The organism is Lysinibacillus sp. LK3, assembly GCF_001043675.1.
Lineage (GTDB): Bacteria > Bacillota > Bacilli > Bacillales_A > Planococcaceae > Lysinibacillus > Lysinibacillus capsici.
In genome coordinates this window covers 349330-369294 of sequence record NZ_LDUJ01000001.1, presented here as the reverse complement: position 1 = coordinate 369294, position 19965 = coordinate 349330, and the positions used below count along the sequence as shown (strand labels likewise).

The 19965-nt window shown below is 39.6% G+C and carries 20 protein-coding genes; 10 read left to right on the top strand and 10 right to left on the bottom strand.

Annotated elements, in window-relative coordinates; all coding sequences use genetic code 11:
- Nucleotides 1–122: 122 nt before the first annotated feature.
- Complete coding sequence (locus VK91_RS01720; protein ID WP_048390161.1) at nucleotides 123–881, top strand: SDR family oxidoreductase; 759 nt, start codon at nucleotides 123–125, stop codon at nucleotides 879–881.
- Between the two features lie 48 nt (nucleotides 882–929).
- On the opposite strand, the gene brnQ is transcribed toward VK91_RS01720, so the two are convergent.
- Both brnQ and VK91_RS01710 read right to left on the bottom strand, forming a co-directional pair.
- Nucleotides 930–2270, bottom strand: coding sequence for a branched-chain amino acid transport system II carrier protein (gene brnQ / locus VK91_RS01715; protein WP_048390158.1), 1341 nt, complete (start codon nucleotides 2268–2270; stop codon nucleotides 930–932).
- A gap of 166 nt (nucleotides 2271–2436) precedes the next feature.
- Nucleotides 2437–3189: a carboxylesterase gene (locus VK91_RS01710; RefSeq protein WP_048390156.1), complete on the bottom strand. Its 753-nt coding sequence runs from the start codon at nucleotides 3187–3189 to the stop codon at nucleotides 2437–2439.
- 285 nt (nucleotides 3190–3474) lie between these two features.
- Between VK91_RS01710 and VK91_RS01705 the strand changes: the two genes are divergently transcribed.
- Nucleotides 3475–4356 (top strand): LysR family transcriptional regulator, encoded by an 882-nt coding sequence (locus VK91_RS01705; protein ID WP_048390154.1) that lies wholly within the window; start codon nucleotides 3475–3477, stop codon nucleotides 4354–4356.
- Nucleotides 4357–4399: 43 nt separating this feature from the next.
- On the opposite strand, the gene VK91_RS01700 is transcribed toward VK91_RS01705, so the two are convergent.
- A complete protein-coding gene (locus VK91_RS01700; protein WP_048390151.1) occupies nucleotides 4400–5188 on the bottom strand; it encodes a DUF1835 domain-containing protein in 789 nt (262 codons plus the stop codon).
- A 12-nt stretch (nucleotides 5189–5200) separates the two neighbouring features.
- Nucleotides 5201–5824, bottom strand: coding sequence for a LysE family translocator (locus VK91_RS01695; protein WP_048390149.1), 624 nt, complete (start codon nucleotides 5822–5824; stop codon nucleotides 5201–5203).
- 215 nt (nucleotides 5825–6039) lie between these two features.
- Here VK91_RS01695 and VK91_RS01690 point away from each other — a divergent pair, with 215 nt between their 5' ends.
- The 6 genes from VK91_RS01690 to VK91_RS01665 all read left to right on the top strand — a co-directional run bounded on the left by VK91_RS01690 (nucleotide 6040) and on the right by VK91_RS01665 (nucleotide 11512).
- Entirely contained in the window at nucleotides 6040–6423 is a 384-nt protein-coding gene (locus tag VK91_RS01690) for a hypothetical protein (protein ID WP_004229554.1), read from the top strand.
- Between the two features lie 391 nt (nucleotides 6424–6814).
- Nucleotides 6815–7909 (top strand): glutamate 5-kinase, encoded by a 1095-nt coding sequence (gene proB / locus VK91_RS01685; protein ID WP_048390146.1) that lies wholly within the window; start codon nucleotides 6815–6817, stop codon nucleotides 7907–7909.
- 13 nt (nucleotides 7910–7922) lie between these two features.
- Complete coding sequence (locus VK91_RS01680) at nucleotides 7923–9173, top strand: glutamate-5-semialdehyde dehydrogenase (RefSeq protein WP_048390143.1); 1251 nt, start codon at nucleotides 7923–7925, stop codon at nucleotides 9171–9173.
- 39 nt (nucleotides 9174–9212) lie between these two features.
- Complete coding sequence (locus VK91_RS01675; RefSeq protein ID WP_004229564.1) at nucleotides 9213–10097, top strand: DMT family transporter; 885 nt, start codon at nucleotides 9213–9215, stop codon at nucleotides 10095–10097.
- The gene (locus VK91_RS01670; protein ID WP_048390141.1) at nucleotides 10097–11059 is read left to right on the top strand and encodes a carbohydrate kinase; all 963 of its coding nucleotides are present in this window, start codon (nucleotides 10097–10099) and stop codon (nucleotides 11057–11059) included. Before VK91_RS01675 ends, VK91_RS01670 begins: the two co-directional genes overlap by 1 nt.
- 63 nt (nucleotides 11060–11122) lie before the next feature.
- The gene (locus VK91_RS01665) at nucleotides 11123–11512 is read left to right on the top strand and encodes an RDD family protein (RefSeq protein ID WP_048390139.1); all 390 of its coding nucleotides are present in this window, start codon (nucleotides 11123–11125) and stop codon (nucleotides 11510–11512) included.
- A 130-nt stretch (nucleotides 11513–11642) separates the two neighbouring features.
- Here the strand turns inward: VK91_RS01665 and VK91_RS01660 are convergent, their stop codons facing one another.
- Nucleotides 11643–12326 (bottom strand): hypothetical protein, encoded by a 684-nt coding sequence (locus VK91_RS01660; RefSeq protein WP_227744832.1) that lies wholly within the window; start codon nucleotides 12324–12326, stop codon nucleotides 11643–11645.
- A 94-nt stretch (nucleotides 12327–12420) separates the two neighbouring features.
- Nucleotides 12421–12852: a GNAT family N-acetyltransferase gene (locus VK91_RS01655; RefSeq protein ID WP_048390136.1), complete on the bottom strand. Its 432-nt coding sequence runs from the start codon at nucleotides 12850–12852 to the stop codon at nucleotides 12421–12423.
- A gap of 125 nt (nucleotides 12853–12977) precedes the next feature.
- On the opposite strand from VK91_RS01655, the gene VK91_RS01650 reads away from it, so the two are divergent.
- Entirely contained in the window at nucleotides 12978–13430 is a 453-nt protein-coding gene (locus tag VK91_RS01650) for a MarR family winged helix-turn-helix transcriptional regulator (protein WP_004229576.1), read from the top strand.
- A gap of 43 nt (nucleotides 13431–13473) precedes the next feature.
- Here VK91_RS01650 and VK91_RS01645 read toward each other — a convergent pair whose 3' ends face one another.
- Complete coding sequence (locus VK91_RS01645; protein ID WP_048390134.1) at nucleotides 13474–14829, bottom strand: aspartate aminotransferase family protein; 1356 nt, start codon at nucleotides 14827–14829, stop codon at nucleotides 13474–13476.
- Between the two features lie 140 nt (nucleotides 14830–14969).
- Here VK91_RS01645 and VK91_RS01640 point away from each other — a divergent pair, with 140 nt between their 5' ends.
- Nucleotides 14970–16607 carry a PucR family transcriptional regulator gene (locus VK91_RS01640; RefSeq protein ID WP_004229580.1) on the top strand — a complete coding sequence of 546 codons (1638 nt, stop codon included), beginning with the start codon at nucleotides 14970–14972 and terminating at the stop codon, nucleotides 16605–16607.
- Here the strand turns inward: VK91_RS01640 and VK91_RS01635 are convergent.
- From VK91_RS01635 to VK91_RS01625, 3 genes are read right to left on the bottom strand one after another with little or no spacing between them, the layout of a single operon-like run.
- Nucleotides 16596–17423, bottom strand: a complete 828-nt coding sequence (locus tag VK91_RS01635) for an ABC transporter permease (RefSeq protein ID WP_004229583.1) — start codon at nucleotides 17421–17423, stop codon at nucleotides 16596–16598. The genes VK91_RS01640 and VK91_RS01635 overlap by 12 nt on opposite strands.
- 12 nt (nucleotides 17424–17435) lie before the next feature.
- The gene (locus VK91_RS01630; RefSeq protein WP_009374228.1) at nucleotides 17436–18377 is read right to left on the bottom strand and encodes an ABC transporter permease; all 942 of its coding nucleotides are present in this window, start codon (nucleotides 18375–18377) and stop codon (nucleotides 17436–17438) included.
- Nucleotides 18378–18393: 16 nt separating this feature from the next.
- The gene (locus VK91_RS01625; protein ID WP_048390132.1) at nucleotides 18394–19950 is read right to left on the bottom strand and encodes an ABC transporter substrate-binding protein; all 1557 of its coding nucleotides are present in this window, start codon (nucleotides 19948–19950) and stop codon (nucleotides 18394–18396) included.
- Nucleotides 19951–19965 lie beyond the last annotated feature (15 nt).

Genomic DNA, 19965 nt, shown 5'->3' with positions numbered 1-19965 from the left:
ATGTGTTGATTACTCAACACATCCCATTTTTTTGCATATTGAAATCGCTTTCATCTTTATTATATGATTTTAATGAACAGATGTTCAATAAGTAAAGATATTACTATGAGGAGGTCTTTGAGATGAGATTAGAAGGTAAAGTAGCCATTGTGACAGGTGCAGCTTCAGGTATGGGGAAAGCCATTGCAGAAGGATATGCAAAAGAAGGCGCTAAGGTTGCCGTTTCAGACTTAAATTTAGAGGGTGCCCAAGCGGTTGTGGAAGGTATTCAAGCTGCTGGAGGAACAGCATTTGCCATTCAAACCAATGTCGCATCAACAGAAGACTTACAACGCTTATTTGATGAAACAAAAACGAACTATGGTCAATTAGATATATTAGTCAACAATGCAGGTATTATGGATGGTATGGAGCCAGTTGGAGAAATTTCTGATGAACGATGGGAAAAAGTATTTGCAGTGAATACAACAGCTGTTATGCGCTCTATGCGTATGGCTACCGAAATTTTCCTTGCACAAGGTCATGGTGTCTTTGTCAATAATATTTCTGCAGGTGGCTTATATGGTGCACGGGCTGGGGCTGCTTATACAGCTTCAAAACATGCGGTAGTTGGTTTAACAAAAAATACAGCCTTTATGTATGCTGATAAAAATATTCGCTGTAATGGTATTGCTCCAGGAGCAGTGATGACCAATATCGCCTCTTCTATGACAAATATGAGCCAAACAGGTGCTGCACGACAAGCATTAGGACTATCCATCAATCCGCGGGCTGGTCAGCCAGAAGAAATCGCTCAATTAGCGATCTTCCTAGGCTCAGATGAGGCTAGCTTTGTGAATGGACAAGTTATTGCTGTTGATGGTGGCTGGACAGCTTACTAATCCATAAGGAAACACGCACAGAGACATTTTCTGTGCGTGTTTCTTTCATTATATAACTTTTCGAGACGGAATCATGCTTCCAATTACTGCCCCTATTAACGCTGGCAGTATCCATCCTAAGCCAATATCATAAAAAGGTAGCATCGCAGAATAGTATTTCTCTACTGCATCCAATATACCTAACTTCGCATCTGGCACACTTTCTACCAGAGCTTTATAGCCATCAATCAGGCTAATGAAAAATGTAAAAATCATCGCTATGGCATACACTGTTTGCTTATTCTTAAAGAAGGATGAGCTTAGAGCGAGCAAGATTAGGACGATTGCTAATGGATATAAGAACATTAAAACTGGAATAGCATATTTGATAATATTGTTTAAACCAAAATTCGCAATCGTAAAGGATACAGCACACAACAGAAACACAAACCATTTGTAACTAATTTTTGGAAATACCTCATGAAAAAACTCACTACAAGATGTAATTAAGCCGATACTTGTTTTTAAGCAAGCGAGCACGATGATGACCGCCAATAAAATAGCTCCAAATGAGCCGAAATAATGATCGGCCACTGCCGCAAAGATTAAACCACCATTATCAAAAGTCCCGACAGCATTAATACTGGAAGCGCCCATATATGTTATGAGACCATAAATCAGCGTCATTAAAGCCATCGCAAAAATACCTGATGTCCATGTAGCCTTGGCAATTTCCTTACGATCTGTAATCCCTGCACTTTTAATTGCATTAATGACAACAATCCCGAAGGCTAGTGAGGCAAGGGCGTCCATCGTATTATAGCCTTCTTTAAAGCCTGTCATAAAGGCGGCATCCATATATTCACCAATTGGCTGCTGGAAATGGCCCATTGGCTTCGTAATGCTTGTAATAATTAAAATAAATAAAACAACTAAAAATGCAGGCGTTAAATATTTACCGATATAATCCATTATTTTCGCTGGATTTAAAGAAAAATAGTAGACAATCGCGAAAAATACAAAGCTAAATACAGCTAGTAGTAGCGTTGCATGCTGTGCTTGAATATATGGCTCAAACCCTACTACAAAAGGTACAGTTGCTGTACGTGGGATGGCAAAGAATGGTCCGATTGTTAAGTACAGTGCCAATGAAAAAATAATACCAAATATAGGATGAACACGATTGGCTAGATCACGTAAACCATTACTACCTGATAAGCCAATTGCCAAAATTCCGAGGAATGGTAAGCCGATAGCAGTCACTAAAAATCCGATTAATCCAAACCAAAAATTAGTCCCAGCAAATTGACCCATTTGAATAGGAAAAATTAGGTTCCCTGCTCCAAAATACAGTCCAAATAACATGGTACCAATGACTGCGTAAGTTGAAAAAGGTATTTTTTGTTGCATAATTGATGTGCTCCTTAGAAGTTTTAGACTATAGCAAATTATTTTAATCGAATGATTTTTCACTACAATTTCATCATGTTATCAAGCATTTATTATAATTACAATAGTTTTTTCGTTTATCCAGTGAGATTCAACAAAAAAAGAGCTGTCTACTGACAGCCCCTTCTTAGTTTGCAACTGACCATTCAATATGATCTAAAAATTTATAAACATCTTCATACACTTTATCGCGTTCTTTGTCCAATGTAATAATGTGGCCAGAGTTTTCATACCAAATGATTTCTTTGTCGTCTGTTTCCACAGTATTTAAAATAAAAGGTGCGCTTTCTTGATATAGGTCATCATCTAGTGAGCCTTGTAACACAAGAGTTGGTGCTTTGATCGTTGATAATTCTTCACGCGTTTCTGTTGTTAAACGTGTTACGCCGTCCAATGAATCCTTCGGTGAAATACGTAATTCATGTAATTCTGAAATAATTTGATCTTTTGATTTATTTTCAAAGTGTTTATATAAACGAGCATAGTGGTACAAACGTGTAAATAAGCCTTTTGAATTATCACGTGTAATCGGTGCACACATCGCTACACATGCTTTTACTGGGAATGTCTCTGCGACCTTTAACGAAAAGACGCCTCCAAGTGAAATCCCAACAACAGCGATTTCTTCATAGCCTTTCTTTTGTAGGAAGTTATAACCTTCTACTACATCGTTCCACCAATCTTCTGGTTTTGTTTCTAATAATGCTTCTGGTTCTACGCCATGCCCACTATAAATTGGTGCATGCACAGTATAACCTCGTTGAGATAAAAATTCTCCTAGCTTTTTCACATCTTTTGTGCTACCTGTGAATCCATGCAGTAATAGTACGGCTTTTTTGCCTCCCTCGATTGTTAGAGGTTGTGGCTTTGTTAACTTCATTTTATGATATCCCCTTCACGGAAATTAATAATTGTGTATTTTATGTGTCTATCTTATCACCCTTTATTCATAATGTACAATTTATAGTTTTTATCAAATCAATGTTTATTGTGCATGAATGATGTCAACTTAACGGCTGTACTATCACACTTTCTGCTACTTAACTTTTCCTTTCTGCTAAATAATTGCAACGTCCTTTTAAAAATTTTTTGTTACCTATACTTCCCGTCTGTTTCCCGTTATAATGCAGATAACTTAAAAATCACAAGAAAAGAGGTGAAAAAAATGGAGTGGCAACAATTAGAATATTTTGTAACCGTTGCAAAGTTAGAGCATATGACACGGGCTGCCGAAGCATTAGCGATTTCACAGCCAGCACTTAGTCGTTCAATTTCAAAGCTGGAGGAAGAATTAGGTGTACCGCTTTTCGACAGACAAGGGCGCTCGATTATGCTAAACCGATATGGAGAGCTATTTTTATATCGTGTCCAGCGCATGCGTAAAGAATATGAAAAGGCTGTTTTAGAATTACAGGAGCTTAATAATCCAGAACTTGGAGATGTATCACTCGGTTTTTTACATACACTTGGAACGAGTATTGTACCCGACTTGATTCGTGCCTTCCGTCAAAAACATCCCCATATCCGTTTTCATTTCACACAAAACTACTCCCATTCACAGTTAAAACAATTACTGGCTGGTGAGTTAGACTTGTGCCTACTAGCCGCGATCGATACAGAGCCGCCAGTTTGTTGGAAGGAATTATGGCGAGATGAGCTCTTTATAATGGTCCCAATTGACCATCCATTAGCCCATCGTAAAAGCATCAAAATGAAAGAATTGGAGCATGAAAGTTTTGTCTTAATGAAAAAAGGCTATGCATTACGCCGCTCAGCTGATCGCTTATTAAATGCTGCGGGCATTAAGCCTAAAATTTCTTATGAAGGTGATGAAGTATCGACAATCGCTGGATTTGTTGGTGCGGGGCTTGGCGTTTCCTTACTGCCCGATGATGAGGATTTAAACCCCAAAAAAATCGTTAAAATCCATGTTGAGGATATGGTATGTGAACGAATTATCGGCATGGCTTGGATAGAAAATCGTTATTTATCGCCATCTGCACGTCAGTTTAAACAATTTGTTTTTGATTTTTATGACAATAAATAATATAAAAAAGATCAAGGCTTTGGCAGCCCTGATCTTTTTTATGCTACAGTAATTTAACCTGATAGGAAAAAATATCCGTTGTATCGCCTTTCATTGCAAATACTCCCTGTTCGACGAGCGTCAGTAAGCGATACTCTACAAAATCATTTCCTACATAATGGACAAATGTTTCAAATGTCTGTGCCAAAATATGCGTAGGCATTAGCCACTCTTCATTTTGCTGTAAATGCAAATTTTTTGCACTGGCGATAATGTATGCATCCATTGCATCTTCCTCTACATGCAATAGTTCACTTTTCCATAACCGTAATGTACTTGGCTGTTCTTTAATGTTTTCCCATTCCTTAGCGAGTTGCTGACATTCTTGCACAGAGAATCGTTTTGCACTAGGGCGAAGCTTCATTAGCATTTCCGAGGAAAGCTCGCCTGTATGGCGAATGTCTAAATTGGGGTGAATACTCTTCAGATTCTCCGTTGCATCAATACCATACACCATACTGCATTTATGAATTAACTCACTCATCACATAGCGCAGTCCTATCTGTTCATGTGTGTTGTGACTATACCAAATCCACACATCCACATCACAAGGTAAATTAGCGATTTTTTTCCTCCAGTTTTCATACATCTCATCATACAATTGCTGGTCATCATCATCTAAAATATGCGTGGCTAACCAAGTTTTACGTTCTTCAAAGTTTTGAAGAGGTCCAATCGAGAGATCATCATGGACACTTAGAACTGATTCATTTCGCTGCAAACGATGTTGACGAATTGCAAGTTTCATAGAACCCTGCGTTGCTAAGCTAAAGGTAATATGTAAAATAGCCATGTCCATTCCTCCCTACTGTTTGCTGATGGCAATCTGTATCCCGATAAATGTGAATAGAATACCTTGAACTGTATTTAGTCGTTTAGCAATCGCAGGTTTACCAATAATGACTTGTCTAACTTTCCCTGCAAATATACTAAACAATGAAAATAATACAAGCGCTTGTATTAAAAATACAATACCCAAAATAAGCATTTGAAACGCCACATGTCCTTGCGATGGATTAACAAACTGTGGTAACAGCGCTAGGAAAAATAACGATACTTTAGGATTTAAAATATTCATTAATATTCCTTTTTTATATAATTTAATATAGGCTTGCGTATTTTGCTGTTGCAACGTAAAAGGGTCTCCTTTAGCACGAAATGATTGCCAAGCTAGATATAATAAATACGCTGCTCCTGCAAATTTGACGATGGTAAAAATAATGGTCGATTGATAAATTATCGCAGAAATACCAAGTACTGCTGCACTAATATGAACAAGTAGCCCTGTACACAATCCAAGAGATGTGGCAATACCCGCTTTTTTATCTTGTGTAATACTTTGGGCAAGCACAAATAAATTATCGGGCCCTGGCATAATGGTTAAAATCATCGCAGCCCCTAAAAACGCAAATAACGTTGAGATGTCCAAAACTTTCCCTTCCTTCAACTTCTTTTAAAAAACTATATACATTATACTACATGACGTTGTTCTCACTAGATGTAAGTTTATGACTTTATCCAAAACTTTTTTTAAATTTTGGTTTCACAATTTATGCTCGCTCAAGCGATACTTTTCTTCCCTAATCCATTATAATAGTAGAAACTCATGATAAACCAGATAACTTCCATAAGAGGTGATTGATAATGGCAGTAAGTGATATTGTCACGCAATATGAGGATGAGCATGGACAGGTTTACTATAAAATGAAATCCCATGACATTGAGGTAAAGGCCACACAAAACGCAGGCTTAGCACCTGTCATCACGTATTGGATGGCTGACAAAGAGATTACAGATTCCATTCGAAATTTACGCTTCAGTCCACGTGCCCCTTCTAGCTATATACAAGATTACGAAGAATTTCAAGCAATGCTTTATGCGAAAGAGCAACGGGCCATTAACCAGCTGTATGAACAAATGAGCATTAAACCCAAAAATATGTCTTCGGGGAAACAAGTCATTTGGAGTTTCTTTGTCATTGTACTGGCTATGCTTCCCCTTTTCATTGCGATTTGGTGGTTTAAATAATTGAATAAGCAACCTCTTTAGCGTTTTAGCGCATCCCTTTCTTAATTTATCAAAACTTTCAAGTAATTTGTCCATTCAGCTTGACAGACTTATAGAAGTAGTGCATCCTTTAGTCAATAGATGAGAAAACGAACGAAGACCAGTAGTTAGCCACTGCTTGAAAAGAGAGCGATGCCCATCGGCTGGAAGGCATTGTACAAGAAAGACTAATGAAACCTACTTCGTGAAACGTCCTAGCCAAACTAGGCGCAGTCTCAAGCGTTATGAGAAAAGTGGAATGTCGCATGATATTCAATGTAGGTGGTACCACGGAAGGCAAGTCTTTTCGTCCTAATTTTTAGGATGAAAAGGCTTTTTTTTATCTTGATTCAGCAATGATGGAGGTAGTGAGATGGAGAGAAAAAGAATTGTTGTTAAGATTGGTAGTAGCTCTTTAACGAATGTGAAGGGTGAAATCGATAAAGTTCGCTTAATGGACCATGTGCAGGCAATCGCCGAGTTGAAGAAATTGGGTCATGAAGTGTTGCTTGTCTCGTCAGGTGCTGTAGCGGCGGGTTTTAAACAACTAGGCTACCCTGCTCGCCCTGTGACAGTGAAAGGAAAGCAGGCAGCTGCTGCTGTAGGACAGAGCCTACTTATTCAAACGTACAGTGCCTTATTTAGTATTTACGATATCATGCCTGCACAGATATTATTGACACGAACAGATTTTTCTAAAAAAGAATGCTATAAAAATGCCTATGCGACTTTCGAAGAATTGTTAGAACGATCCATGCTACCGATTATTAATGAAAACGATACAGTGTCAATTAGTGAATTAACCTTTGGAGATAACGATATGCTTTCAGCACTCGTCAGTGGACTTGTCCACGCAGATCAGCTCATCATTTTAACAGATATCAATGGCCTTTATAATGCCAATCCCAATAAAAACCCTCAGGCAGAGCGCATTGATCGATTAGCGGCTATTACAGATGATTTGCTAAGCTTTGCGGATGGTACAGGATCAAAGGTTGGCACAGGTGGCATGGCCTCTAAGCTTCTGGCTGCCCGAACAGCGCTACGTGCAGGGGTGAAGGTATTTATCGGAACAGGTCATGGTGCACAGAAGCTCGTCGATATTTTAGCAGGACATGGTGATGGCACTTATGTGGAGCATGACGAGCTTGCTGTGTTAACAAATCATAAACAGTGGATTGCACTTACGGAAATTTCTGGTAAAATTTTTATAGATAGTGGTGCTGAACAGGCTTTAATGAATAATGGGAAAAGTCTATTACCTGCTGGCGTCTATCGTGTAGAAGGTGATTTTGTAAATGGTGATGTTGTTGAAGTCTATAGTGAGAAGGACTTACTGGGACGCGGCGAAGTACTGTACTCATCCCAAGAGCTTATCTCTGCCATGGGAAAACGGACTGATACATTGCTGAAAAGCCCTATTGAGGTAATTCACCGAGACAAATGGCTGAAAATTCAAACGAATTAAGGAGGAATGACAAATGACAAGTGAAATTCAAGAAAAAGGACAACGCGCAAAAGCCGCAAGCTACATGTTAAATATTAAAACAACCTGCGAGAAAAATGAGGCACTGAAAAAAATTGCAGAACAGCTATTAATTGATCAACCTGACATCATGGCTGAAAATGCAAAGGATTTGGCACAGGGTGAGCAGCAAGGTATTCCTGCGTCTACGTTAGATCGCATCATGCTCAATGAAGAACGGATTGCGGCAATGGCCGATGCCATTCATTTACTCATCTCCTTAAACGATCCAGTTGGTACAATTGTTGAACGCATTGAAAAAGACAATGGGCTGCGCATTGAAAAACGAATTGTGCCACTTGGTGTTATTGGTATGATCTATGAAGCTCGACCAAATGTCACGATCGATGCAGCAACACTTTCCCTAAAAACGGGCAATGCAGTTATTTTGCGTGGAAGCTCCTCTGCTAAGTTTTCTAATATGGCTCTTGTTGCAAGTATTCATCGCGCGCTTGCTAAAACATCCATCCCTACAGATGCTGTTCAATTAATTGAGGATACAAGCCGCGCAACAGCCAAAGAACTCTTCCATTTAAAAGAGTACTTAGATGTGCTCATTCCTCGCGGTGGCAAAGCCCTGATCGATTTAGTTGTCAATGAAGCGACTGTTCCTGTACTGGAAACAGGTGCAGGCAACTGTCACATTTACGTGGATGAAATGGCGGATTACATAAAAGCAGAAAAAATCTGTCTGAATGCTAAAACACAGCGTCCTTCTGTTTGTAATGCAGCAGAAAGCTTACTCATTCATCCTACTTGGTTTCAAGAACATGGCGTCCAGCTTTTAACGGCCCTTCATCATGCAGGTGTAGCCATCATCGGTGATGAGCAAGTATGTCAGCAATTTGCAGCTGCCCTTCCAGCTACGGCGGAAGATTATGCGACAGAGTTCCTTGATTTAAAAATAAGCGTTAAATTGGTGGAAAATGTCTATGAAGCGATTGAGCATATTCAATACTTTGGCACAAATCATTCTGAGGCCATCATTACAGAAGATCAATTAACCGCCGAGACGTTCTTAAACAATGTTGATGCAGCAGCAGTGTATCATAATGCCTCCACCCGCTTCACAGACGGCTTTGAATTTGGCTATGGTGCAGAAATCGGTATTAGTACACAAAAGCTACATGCCCGTGGACCAATGGGCTTGCCTGCATTAACATCAACAAAATATGTTATTCATGGCAACGGCCAAATTCGTGAATAGTTCTTATAGTTTCATAAAATAATAGAAGGAAGGTTTCGTATGAACATCTCAGCAATCATTAAACTAACAGTCTCCATGGCACTGTTTGGTTCCATCGGCTTTTTTACCGTTCACACTGGTGTTCCCGCTACAGAGCTTGTCTTTGTTAGATGCATTTGCGCAACCCTCTTTCTAGGTGGTATGTGGCTCATCACTGGTGGACATAAAACAGAGGTATGGGATAAGAAAGAAATTTTTCAAACGCTTATTTGCGGTGTCTTTATTGTGTTAAACTGGGTATTTTTATTTAAAGCCTTTGAGGAAATGTCCATTTCAATTGCCATTTCCATCTATAATTTAGCCCCCATATTTGTGTTAATTTTAGGCGCTATCTTTTTGAAGGAAAAAATGACCATTCAGGCACTTGTCGCAACAATCACTTGCTTTATCGGTAGTATTTTTATCATCGGTCTCAATAATTTTGTGTCGTTCTCAGAATTTATGCAATCTGGCTTTATCTGGGCATTACTGTCAGCAGTATTTTATGCCCTTACAATGCTAACAAGCAAAACCATCACGAAGCTTAGCTCGTATGCGTTAACCTATATTCAAACAACAGTTGGAATCGTGATACTACTGCCTTTTATCGACTTCTCGCTGTTTGATGGATTAACGTCAACCAATTGGTTTTATATACTCGGCACAGGCTTTATTCATACAGGATTTGTTTACTATTTATTTTTTGATAGTATTCGTAGCCTGTCTACGATTCTTGTCTCTGTATTGGTTTTTGTCGACCCTGTTGTCGCCATTTTACTGGATATGCTATTGCTTGATTTTATGCCAAGCTTTACGCAAACGATGGGGATCCTTCTCATTTTCGCTGGTATTTTTTATACCATTTATGTTCCTAAGAAAAAGCGACTACCACAGGAGGTCTCATAATGGGCAAGCTCTTCACAATTGGAGAATTATTAATTGACTTTACACCGACACAGCAGCACGGCTCCCTAGCCAACATTGAGCATTTTACTAAACATGCAGGAGGGGCACCTGCCAATGTAGCCGCTGTCTGTGCAAAGCTAGGACAGCAGGCGGCCCTTCTTACACAAGTCGGTCAGGATGCCTTTGGTGACTTCCTAATCAAAACGTTGCAGCAAGCAGGTGTAGATACACAGTTTATTCGTCAATCAACGGATGGTGAAACAAGTCTTGCCTTTGTTTCATTAAATGAACATGGCGAACGAGATTTTCAATTTTATCGCCGACATGCTGCAGATCTCTTATACAAACAGGAATACCTCCCCTCGCAGCTATTAACAGCGCACGATATCGTTCACTTTTGCTCTGTTAATCTTGTAGAGAGTCCTATGAAACAAGCACATCTTGCCCTTATTGAACAGGCACATCAAGCAGGAAGCCTTATATCCTTCGATCCGAATGTGCGCCTTCCTTTATGGCAGGATAAGACGGCGTGTTGTGAAACCATTTTAGCCTTTTTACCAAAAGCCCATATTGTCAAGCTTTCAGAGGAAGAACTGTTGTTTTTAACAACTCTAGAAGATGAACAGGAAGCTGTTCAAACGTTATTCAAGGGATATGTAGAAGTTATTATCATTACACATGGTGCTGCTGGGGCTACCTTATATACGAAAAAGCATCATGTGAAGGCTCCTGCTAACAAGGTACAAACCGTTGATACAACTGGGGCTGGTGATGCTTTTATTGGCGCGATTTTAAGTCAATTTCTTCATCATCAACTAACAGTAGATCAAGTGGTAGCTCATTGTGAACAGTATGCAATGTCTCTGTTATCTTTTGCAAACGGATATGCGGGCATTTCAACAACAAAGCATGGGGCAATTCCATCCTATCCTGTACTTTCATTAGATATGAATCTAGGATAAATCGAAACTTTTTGTCCTTATTGTTCGTATGTACTAGTGACAGGTCATTAAAGGAGGGCTTATATGGAATCGATGACAAAAAAACGCACAGCTGCATTTTTAATCGATACAGCTGTTTCAACAGCTGTCACGTTTGGGGTTGAATACTTCCTACGAAAAAAAGTAAAAAATGAGGCTGTTCATGCACTCGTTACGCCAACTGTGGTATTGTGGGCGCTAGAATATGCACAACTCCGTAAAAACGGACAAACGATTGGCTACAAAGCAATGGGATTGACACTCGAAAATGAAGATGGTCGTCCATTATCAGAATGTCAAATTATTAAACGCATGGCATATCGAGACACTATCAGTACGTTCGATTATCTAAAAGATCGCCAAGCCTTCGAGCAGCAGCACGGTCAACGTCTTCCTCATGATAGCTTTGCAGGTACGGTTGTAAAGAAAAAATAAAGGAAAGCTGCCTTATCGTTTGGGCAGCTTTCTTTAATTGGAACATTTTGCTAAAGTGTTAATCCGACTGAACCATTATAGAAGGTAGCATGGCATTATCCTTCAATATAAGCCTCTTTCGAGAAGTACGCTAATCTTTGGAAATAAACTGCTGTATATCATTCGATAAAATCGCGTTTTCTGACGGAAACCAAAAATAAGTAGTACCATCAAATTGTATGCCATATTGAAAAGCAATGGCATCGTCTGTATAAAGGAGTACATCATAACGGTTCGTATCCCCGTTCGGCTCAAAGGATGGGGCTGGTTTACTATTGACTAAAATTGCCTTTATATCTGCCATGTCAGACTGGTTTGTATAGCTAGCCGTTTTCCGATTGCCTTCTTCCGTAGATGAGTAGAATTCTATTTTCTTCACTTCTTCTAATGGAACCTGATCAAAATTCCGTCGCGGCGGAGCTTCAGCTCTTATCATATAAATTCGATAGCCATTAATAACCGACTGATCCTCTACCGCAATGGCATCGTCAAGACCCTTTATCGCATAAAGCTTTGTTCCCTTCTCATGGAATGCTGCATCGCCATCCTTAAAGCGATAGGAAGTTCTTTTGATATGATCTGCCACTTTAAAATCAACTTCCCCTATTTCCTTATCAATGAATGAACGATCGGCTAACGCTACTTCATATACAGCTTCATATTGCTTACCATCCCATTTGATTAAATCAACCCATTCGATGATGACTTGACTACCGCAAGCAGTCAGTAACAACAAACACATGATACAAAGGCATATCCATTTCTTCAACAACATCCCCCCTTTCAGCAGTAGACCCGAGCAACGATTAAAAAGTTACAACGTATGACGCTAAGTCTGGCATTTTCTATAATCGTGTGAATTTCGTCTGCTACCAGTATTTCTTCATTAAAATATGGGGGATGCCACAATCCATAAATTCTTCACCTTCACGCTGATAGCCTAATTTTTCATAAAAGCCTTCTGCATAGGACTGAGCATTTAATTTTGCTTTTGTTAGCCCTTTATCTCGAGCAATTTGCTCTAGGCCCACAATAACTTCCTTACCAAGGCCATATTTGCGGTATTCTTCTAATATACAAATACGCTCCAATTTGCCATAGTCCTCTACAACTCGAAGTCTCCCTGTTCCAACAGGTTGCTCATTGTAATACACCAAAATATGATCGCATGGAGTATCCAGTGCATCAAATTCATCATATTCTTCTTCCTCAGGGACTTGCTGCTCTTCAATAAAAACGCTTCGTCTAAAATCAAACGCTGTTTGTAATTCTGCTTCAGTTGTCACTTTTTTTATAGTCATTACTATTCCTCCTAGTTTCTCCTGCCTTATCATCTTCTCTAGGTGCAATTTCACTTTGAAGATGATAGTATTAGTATAGAATGATTTTTATTGCAATTACAACAAAAATCTCAGGAGGATCGAACATGAAAGAAATCTTACGTGAAATAGGTGCCATAGCACGGGCATTAGACTCGATAAGCAATATTGAATTCAAGGAATTGGATTTGACAAAGGGGCAATATTTATATGTCATCCGTATTTGTGAACATCCAGGTATTATTCAAGAGAAAGTCGCAGAGCTATTGAAGGTAGACCGTACAACGGCTTCACGAGCTATTCAAAAATTGGAGACCAAAGGCTTTATTGAAAAACGAATTGAACAAGGTAATAAGAAAAATAAATTACTTTTTCCTACAGCTAAAAGCATGGACATCTACCCTTTTTTAAAACGGGAGGGCGAATATTCCAATGCTCGTGCGCTTGAGGGGTTTTCTAATGAGGAGATTAACTGCATTCACAGTCTTCTAACACGTGTGTTGCATAACATCGAAATTGACTGGGAAGAGGTGAAGAAAGGGCATAAACGACAGTATTAAAGGCGATTCCTCGTGTTTTTCGCACATTTGGAATCGCCTTAGGCTAGACATTGGCTGCAAATACTCGTTTTAATACAGCAACCATAAAATCAAAGTCCTCGTCTGTACAGCACAGCGGCGGACTTAACGTAATGATATTATTGAAGCCTTCAACTGTATCACCATTTCTTCCAATAATTAAGCCATTTGCTTGACAATCAGCCATGATTTTCGCGATTAGCTCAGGCTTAGCAGGTGTTTGAGATTGTTTATCTTCGACCAGCTCGATGCCAATGAGTAACCCAAGCCCACGAATATCGCCAACGAAAGGCAGCTCTAATAGGTCTTGCAAATCATGTAGGAATTGAATACCCAAATCTCTTGCTCGCTGCACAAGTCCTTCCTCCTCCATGATTTTTATATTTTCTAAAGCCACTGCACAAGCTGCTGGATTGCCCCCAAACGTATTGATATGGCGAAAATGACTATAGCCGTCCGTCTCTTTAAATTTTTCATAAATGTCTTTCCGTATAGCTGTAATGGATAGTGGTAGGTAGGCACTCGTTAATCCTTTCGCCATGGTAATGACATCTGGTCGAATATCAAAATGCTGATGGCCAAATAGCTTACCTGTCCGTCCGAAGCCACAAATGACTTCATCCATGATGAGTAATACTCCATGCTTTCTACAAATGCGCTCGACTTCTTTGACATAAGTTGGATGTGGAATAAGCACTCCACCACCCGTGATGAGTGGCTCCATAATGACAGCCGCAATGGTTTCTTTTTGCTCCCAAATAATTTTTTCTTCCATTTCTCGGGCAAGTGCTAGGCTGTATGCCTCAATTGACTGCCCTTTTGGACGACGATAGTGATCAGGTGGAGCAACATGTAAGAAGCCCGGTGTCAGCGGCTCGTACTTAAATTTACGTAATGCCTGACCTGTAGCTGCTAATGCCCCAAGTGAACTGCCATGATAGCCCCGATAACGAGCAATGATTTTGTAGCGGTTCCCTTCCCCATTTTGTTGATGGTATTGACGTATTAACTTAAACGCTACTTCATTCGCATCTGAGCCACTAGTGGAATAAAACATCATATAGTCATCCTCAAGTAAGCTGTTTATTTTTTCAGCGAGCCTGATGGCAGGTTCATGGCTTTGTGTTAAAGGAGCATAGCAAAGCTTTTTTAGCTGCTCATACGCAACCCTAGCAAGACGCTCACGCCCATACCCTACATTCACTGCCCATAAGCCTGACATGCCATCTAAAAAGCGATTGCCTAAACTATCTGTAATCCATGCCCCTTCTCCCTGCTCAATAATGGGAGGTGCTTTGTCGTTATAGATAGACATGTGATGCCAAATGTTTTCATGATCTTTTTGCTGTAAAGTATGTGTAAACTGATCGTTTCGCTCCATATCATGACCTCCAATCGTGTATCATCGGTGTCTTTTTGTCTATCACCATTTTCCCTATTAAGCTAGTTAATATTGAAATTTTCTGATTTCTCTAACATAATGAAATAGACATTGTACATTCGAAGGGCAGGTGCTAATTGATGTCGAAACATCCTCTACTCGTACGTGATGTCCTCAAGCGCAAGCATTTTGAATCGGCGAAGCTTATTGCAGGGCAGCACGGCCTAGATCGCCAAGTATTGTGGACACATATATTAGAAATTAAAGATTTTGAAACCTTAATCAATGGTGGTGAATTAATTTTAACCACGGGTGTCGGTTTACAGCTAGAACGAGAAACACAAATAGCCTACTTACAAAACCTTATTCGTAATGAGGCAGCTGGTCTTTGTATAGAAATTGGCGACTATTTTGACCATGTTCCCGTAGAATTGATTGCCATGGCAAATGCCCATCATTTCCCTATCATCATCTTTGAGGAAATTGTACGATTTATTGATATTACGCAAGATTTGCACACGTACATAATTAATCAACACCAGCAGGCACTTACACAGCTAGATACACTATCCAAAACTTTTATGGAATTATCATTAATGCCAAATGGTATTTTAAAAATATTACAAGTGCTCCATCAAGATACAAATGCTCCCTTTCTATTTGTTTCAGAAGATACAAAAAGCTTTTATTATCCTATGGAGGCTAAAAAATATTTACGTGTCATGGAGGAGCATTGTCAGCAGTTAGAACTACAAGAGCCCTTGCACCTTCTATCCTTGGGTAAAGACCATTTTGTCATTATTCCTGTTAATGGACTTGGACAAGTGTGGGGCTATTTATGTATGCATTCTGAACTGCCAAAGCAGAGTGATTACACCTTGTTAAATCTTGAACGAGCAACTATGTCAATTGCCCATATTTTAATGCGTAACCGCATGCTTCAGGAGCGACAGCAAAGCCGGGAAGATGAATTCATACTAGCCTTAATTCAAGGTCAGCCAGTAGATATTCAATACTACCAAAGCTATTTACCAATCGAAAGTCGTAATTTATTTTACCGAGTCGTCGTGTTCAATCTACATGATGAAGCCAATACTGTACCTGAAGAAGAATGGCAGGAAATCCAGCTACAAAATGCCATGTATGTTCGTTCGATTCTGAAAAAGCTTGGATTTTTCCCTACTGTTTCAGTAAGACAGCACGAGATAATTATTTTAGCCTTTTTCATTGCCGCAGATTATATGAAAGACAATCGCGACGCTTTTGATCAAGCAATTTCACAAATCATTGCAAGAAAAGCAGCACAATTTTTTGAGCAACTTACCCTTAGCTGTGGTATTAGCAATGTCTATCAAACGATCGAAAGTGTTCATCTGGGCTATAAGGAAGCCAAATCAGCCATCCAAATGCAGCATCATCAATTGACGAGCTCCATCTATTATAAGGATTTAGGTGTTTATCGATTGTTATTACAGCAGGATCAAACAGCTCTCTTACAATTTGTAAAAGATTATTTACAGGAAATTTTAGTATTAGATCAAAAAAGTAGCCATGATTTATTTCAAACATTAGCTGTTTATCTGTCCTGTAATGGAGCTAAAAATGATACAGCAGAACAGCTGTTTATTGTCCGTCAAACACTTTACAAACGAATAGAACGCTTAGAAAGTATACTAGGTGCTGATTTTTTACAAGCTCCCCATCGCCTCAATATTGAGATGGCTGTTAAGGCATATGAACTGTTGCAAAAGACAGCACCTGATCTATTACGATTTTGAACGCGGGTCCATAAAATCTCGTAAAGCATTACTGAGCATATATAAGCCTAAAACAAGAATCGTAATGGCTCCTCCAGGGGCATACGTATACCAAGGGGCACCGATTAAATAGGCTTGTGAATCTTTTAACATTCTGCCCCAGCTAGGGTTTGGTGGCTGTACCCCAAGCCCTAAATAGCTCAGTGCTGCCTCGGCTAACATTGCTGTCGCAAAAGTCACGGTTGCTGCCACAATAATTTGCGACGAAATGTTTGGCAAAATATGACGAAACATGATGCTATAAGGCTTAACACCAATTAATTTCGCTGCCAGCACATATTCCGAGTCACGTTGTTGCACAAAGCCACTGCGGGCAATCCTCGCAATAGCAGGTATCGCGATAATCCCCAGCGCTATCGCTGTATTCGTTATTCCTGGGCCGAATACTGCTACAAGCATTAATGCTAAGATGATTCCTGGAAAGGCCATTAAAGCGTCCATCGTACGCATAAATATTTCATCGACCCAGCCACCAACATAGCCTGCAATTCCGCCTATGAGAATACCAAATATCGTTCCAATCGCAACCGTTAATAGACCCACGGCAAAGGCTGTTTGTGTCCCCTTCATAATGCGACTAAAAATATCTCGCCCAAATTCATCTGTTCCAAACATATAGGCACCACCTGGACCACGCAATTTTTCAGGTATATTCATCGCGTTGACATCATGGGGTGTATAAAAAAAGCTAACAATCATGACGAGCAGAAAGCCAACAATGACGAGGAGACCAATGACTAAATTGATTTTTTTAGTATAGCGCTGTAATTGTTTCATGGTAGTCACCTCTTAACGTAATCGAATTCTAGGGTCCAACACAGAATATAAAACATCGACGATAAAATTAATCATGACGACAGCTACTGTAATATACATAACGATCCCTTGTACGAGTGGAAAATCACGATTACTGATAGCCGTAATCAATAACTGACCAATCCCTGGCAATGAAAACACCTGCTCCACAATAATCGTTCCTGCCACAACCTCCGCCATAATCAACCCAAAAACCGTCAATATCGGAATCATGGAATTTTTCAAAACATGCTTATACATTACATTTTGTTCAGACATCCCTTTACTGCGTATCGTACGGACATAATCGAGCTGGACCTGCTCCAAAATGGCTGTACGAACATAACGAAAATTCACCGCAATTTGCGGAATCGCAATCGTTAAGGCTGGAAGTATTAGGGTACTGAGCGCCCCTGCTACACTTTGTGTCCAAGGTATATAGCCACTAATTTTAAAGAAGCTGAACTGTAGGCCAATGTAAAGAATAAGCATCATCCCTAGCCAAAAGGAAGGCACTGCCATACCGATCTGGGTTACAGTCGATAATGACACATCACTTAATTTATTTTGTCTTCTTGCTGCAAACATCCCTAAAGGTAATGAGATGATTAAGACAATGATAAGGGTGAGTCCTGCTAATGACATGGTGACAGGAAGTCGATCAAATAGTAATTCTTTTACTGGCATGGAAAATCGAATGGAATTCCCTAATTGCCCTGTCAATAAGCCCTTCATCCAATCCACATATTGTTCATAAAGAGGACGATCCAAGCCAAGCTCAGATCGTAAATTTTCAATTTGAGTGGGATCCGCCTCTGTTCCTAGCATTGTGCGAACTGGATCACCAGGTAAAATTTGAAAAACACCAAATGTAATAATGGATACTAGAAGGATGGTTGTTATTAACAGGATGATTCGACGTAGGATATACATCATAAGCACTCATCCCTTTCTAGTTTGAAAACTTGACCTCTGACATATCGTGGAACCAGAATGGATAGCTCTTGAGCCCCGTCACCTGTTTGTCAGATCCCCAAACGATTTGATAATCCGCAATATACACTGCTGTTGCCTGCTCAGCTAATATTTCCTGTGCACGATGATAGTACTCTATTTGCTTGGCTTGGTCGGTTTCCTTTAAAACATCAGCCATAATTTTGTCGTATTCTTCATTTTTAAATAAGAAGAAGTTTTCACTATCGTTTGTAGAAATGTAATCATTCAACACTTCAAAAGCAGATGCACGACCTGTTAAGTCAATCGTTGTCATTGCATAGTCACGACCAAAGTAAACGCGATCTAGCCAAATTCCCCATTCCACTACTTCAATTTCTACATCAATTCCGATCTCTTGTAGATTAGCTACGACAATTTGTGCAATATTTGAGTAAATATCATTGTGTGAAGACACTGTAATTTTTGTTTTAAAGCCATCCGGATATCCTGCTTCTGCTAATAACGCCTTCGCTTTTTCCACATCTCGCTCATACATGCTTTCTAAGCCCTTCTTTTGGAAATCGCCCATCGCTGGACTCATATTAGAGCCAAGTGGCACAGCATAGCCTGCAAACACAGAGTCAATAATATCGGCTTTACTAATTGCGTAATTGATTGCTTGACGAACCTTCACATTGTCAAATGGTGCCTTTGTTTCGTTAAATGTAACAATAAGAGAAGAGTTATTATTTTGGTGTGATAAATTATAGCTTCCCTCTACCTCGCTCACACGGTGCCAAGGAACACTCGTTAAATCAACTTCGTTTGCCATTAAGCTCATAATGGCTGCCTGATCATCTGATTGGAAGGCAAAGGTTACTTTATTCAAATAAGGTAATCCTTCTTGCCAATACTGTTCATTTTTCTTAAGCTCTAAATTTGTACCTGGTGCATATTTCACAAAGGCAAATGGACCTGTACCAATTGGATTTTCATTATGCTTCCCATCATTGCTCTTTGGAATAATAGCTGATTGTCTGCCTGTTAATGAATACAAGAAATTTGAATTTGGCTCTTTTAGCTTAATCACAAATGTACTTGCATCAGGCGCCTCTGTAGATGCTACATTATCAAAGCTATTGGACATTTTTTCCCCACCATTTTTCCCCATTAAACGGTCAAAGGAATATTGAATATCCTCCATCGTTAAATCATCACCATTATGAAACTTCACACCTTGGCGAATTTTAAACGTATAGGTTAAGCCGTCCTCAGAAATTTCATAGCTTTCAGCAAGTCCCTCCTTTAAGGAGCCATCCGTTTCAGGAGCCATTAGCCCCTCAAAGATATTTAGAATCATTTGATAAGAAATGGACGCTGTCGCTTTATGTGGATCTAAAAAATCTGGATCATCATTCACACGTACAACAATTTCCTGTGGAGCATCTGTTGCCGCTTGACCATCTGTAGTACCTGAAGTAGTCGTCGTTTTCTCTCCATCACTTGAACACGCTGCCATAACGATTGACATTAACACTGTTAGTAGTATTAATCCGCTTTTTTTCCATTGCATGGCTGTTCCCCCTTT

What these genes read in the sequence shown, in the direction of transcription:
- VK91_RS01705 (WP_048390154.1), top strand. Translation starts at nt 3,475, where the DNA reads ATGGAGTGGCAACAATTAGAATATTTTGTAACCGTTGCAAAGTTAGAG.
- VK91_RS01645 (WP_048390134.1), bottom strand. Translation starts at nt 14,829, where the DNA reads ATGGAGCGAAACGATCAGTTTACACATACTTTACAGCAAAAAGATCAT.
- VK91_RS01650 (WP_004229576.1), top strand. Translation starts at nt 12,978, where the DNA reads ATGAAAGAAATCTTACGTGAAATAGGTGCCATAGCACGGGCATTAGAC.
- VK91_RS01710 (WP_048390156.1), bottom strand. Translation starts at nt 3,189, where the DNA reads ATGAAGTTAACAAAGCCACAACCTCTAACAATCGAGGGAGGCAAAAAA.
- VK91_RS01630 (WP_009374228.1), bottom strand. Translation starts at nt 18,377, where the DNA reads ATGATGTATATCCTACGTCGAATCATCCTGTTAATAACAACCATCCTT.
- proB (WP_048390146.1), top strand. Translation starts at nt 6,815, where the DNA reads ATGGAGAGAAAAAGAATTGTTGTTAAGATTGGTAGTAGCTCTTTAACG.
- VK91_RS01670 (WP_048390141.1), top strand. Translation starts at nt 10,097, where the DNA reads ATGGGCAAGCTCTTCACAATTGGAGAATTATTAATTGACTTTACACCG.
- VK91_RS01660 (WP_227744832.1), bottom strand. Translation starts at nt 12,326, where the DNA reads ATGTTGTTGAAGAAATGGATATGCCTTTGTATCATGTGTTTGTTGTTA.
- VK91_RS01640 (WP_004229580.1), top strand. Translation starts at nt 14,970, where the DNA reads ATGTCGAAACATCCTCTACTCGTACGTGATGTCCTCAAGCGCAAGCAT.
- VK91_RS01690 (WP_004229554.1), top strand. Translation starts at nt 6,040, where the DNA reads ATGGCAGTAAGTGATATTGTCACGCAATATGAGGATGAGCATGGACAG.
- VK91_RS01665 (WP_048390139.1), top strand. Translation starts at nt 11,123, where the DNA reads ATGGAATCGATGACAAAAAAACGCACAGCTGCATTTTTAATCGATACA.
- VK91_RS01625 (WP_048390132.1), bottom strand. Translation starts at nt 19,950, where the DNA reads ATGCAATGGAAAAAAAGCGGATTAATACTACTAACAGTGTTAATGTCA.
- VK91_RS01675 (WP_004229564.1), top strand. Translation starts at nt 9,213, where the DNA reads ATGAACATCTCAGCAATCATTAAACTAACAGTCTCCATGGCACTGTTT.
- VK91_RS01680 (WP_048390143.1), top strand. Translation starts at nt 7,923, where the DNA reads ATGACAAGTGAAATTCAAGAAAAAGGACAACGCGCAAAAGCCGCAAGC.
- VK91_RS01655 (WP_048390136.1), bottom strand. Translation starts at nt 12,852, where the DNA reads ATGACTATAAAAAAAGTGACAACTGAAGCAGAATTACAAACAGCGTTT.
- VK91_RS01700 (WP_048390151.1), bottom strand. Translation starts at nt 5,188, where the DNA reads ATGGCTATTTTACATATTACCTTTAGCTTAGCAACGCAGGGTTCTATG.
- brnQ (WP_048390158.1), bottom strand. Translation starts at nt 2,270, where the DNA reads ATGCAACAAAAAATACCTTTTTCAACTTACGCAGTCATTGGTACCATG.
- VK91_RS01635 (WP_004229583.1), bottom strand. Translation starts at nt 17,423, where the DNA reads ATGAAACAATTACAGCGCTATACTAAAAAAATCAATTTAGTCATTGGT.
- VK91_RS01720 (WP_048390161.1), top strand. Translation starts at nt 123, where the DNA reads ATGAGATTAGAAGGTAAAGTAGCCATTGTGACAGGTGCAGCTTCAGGT.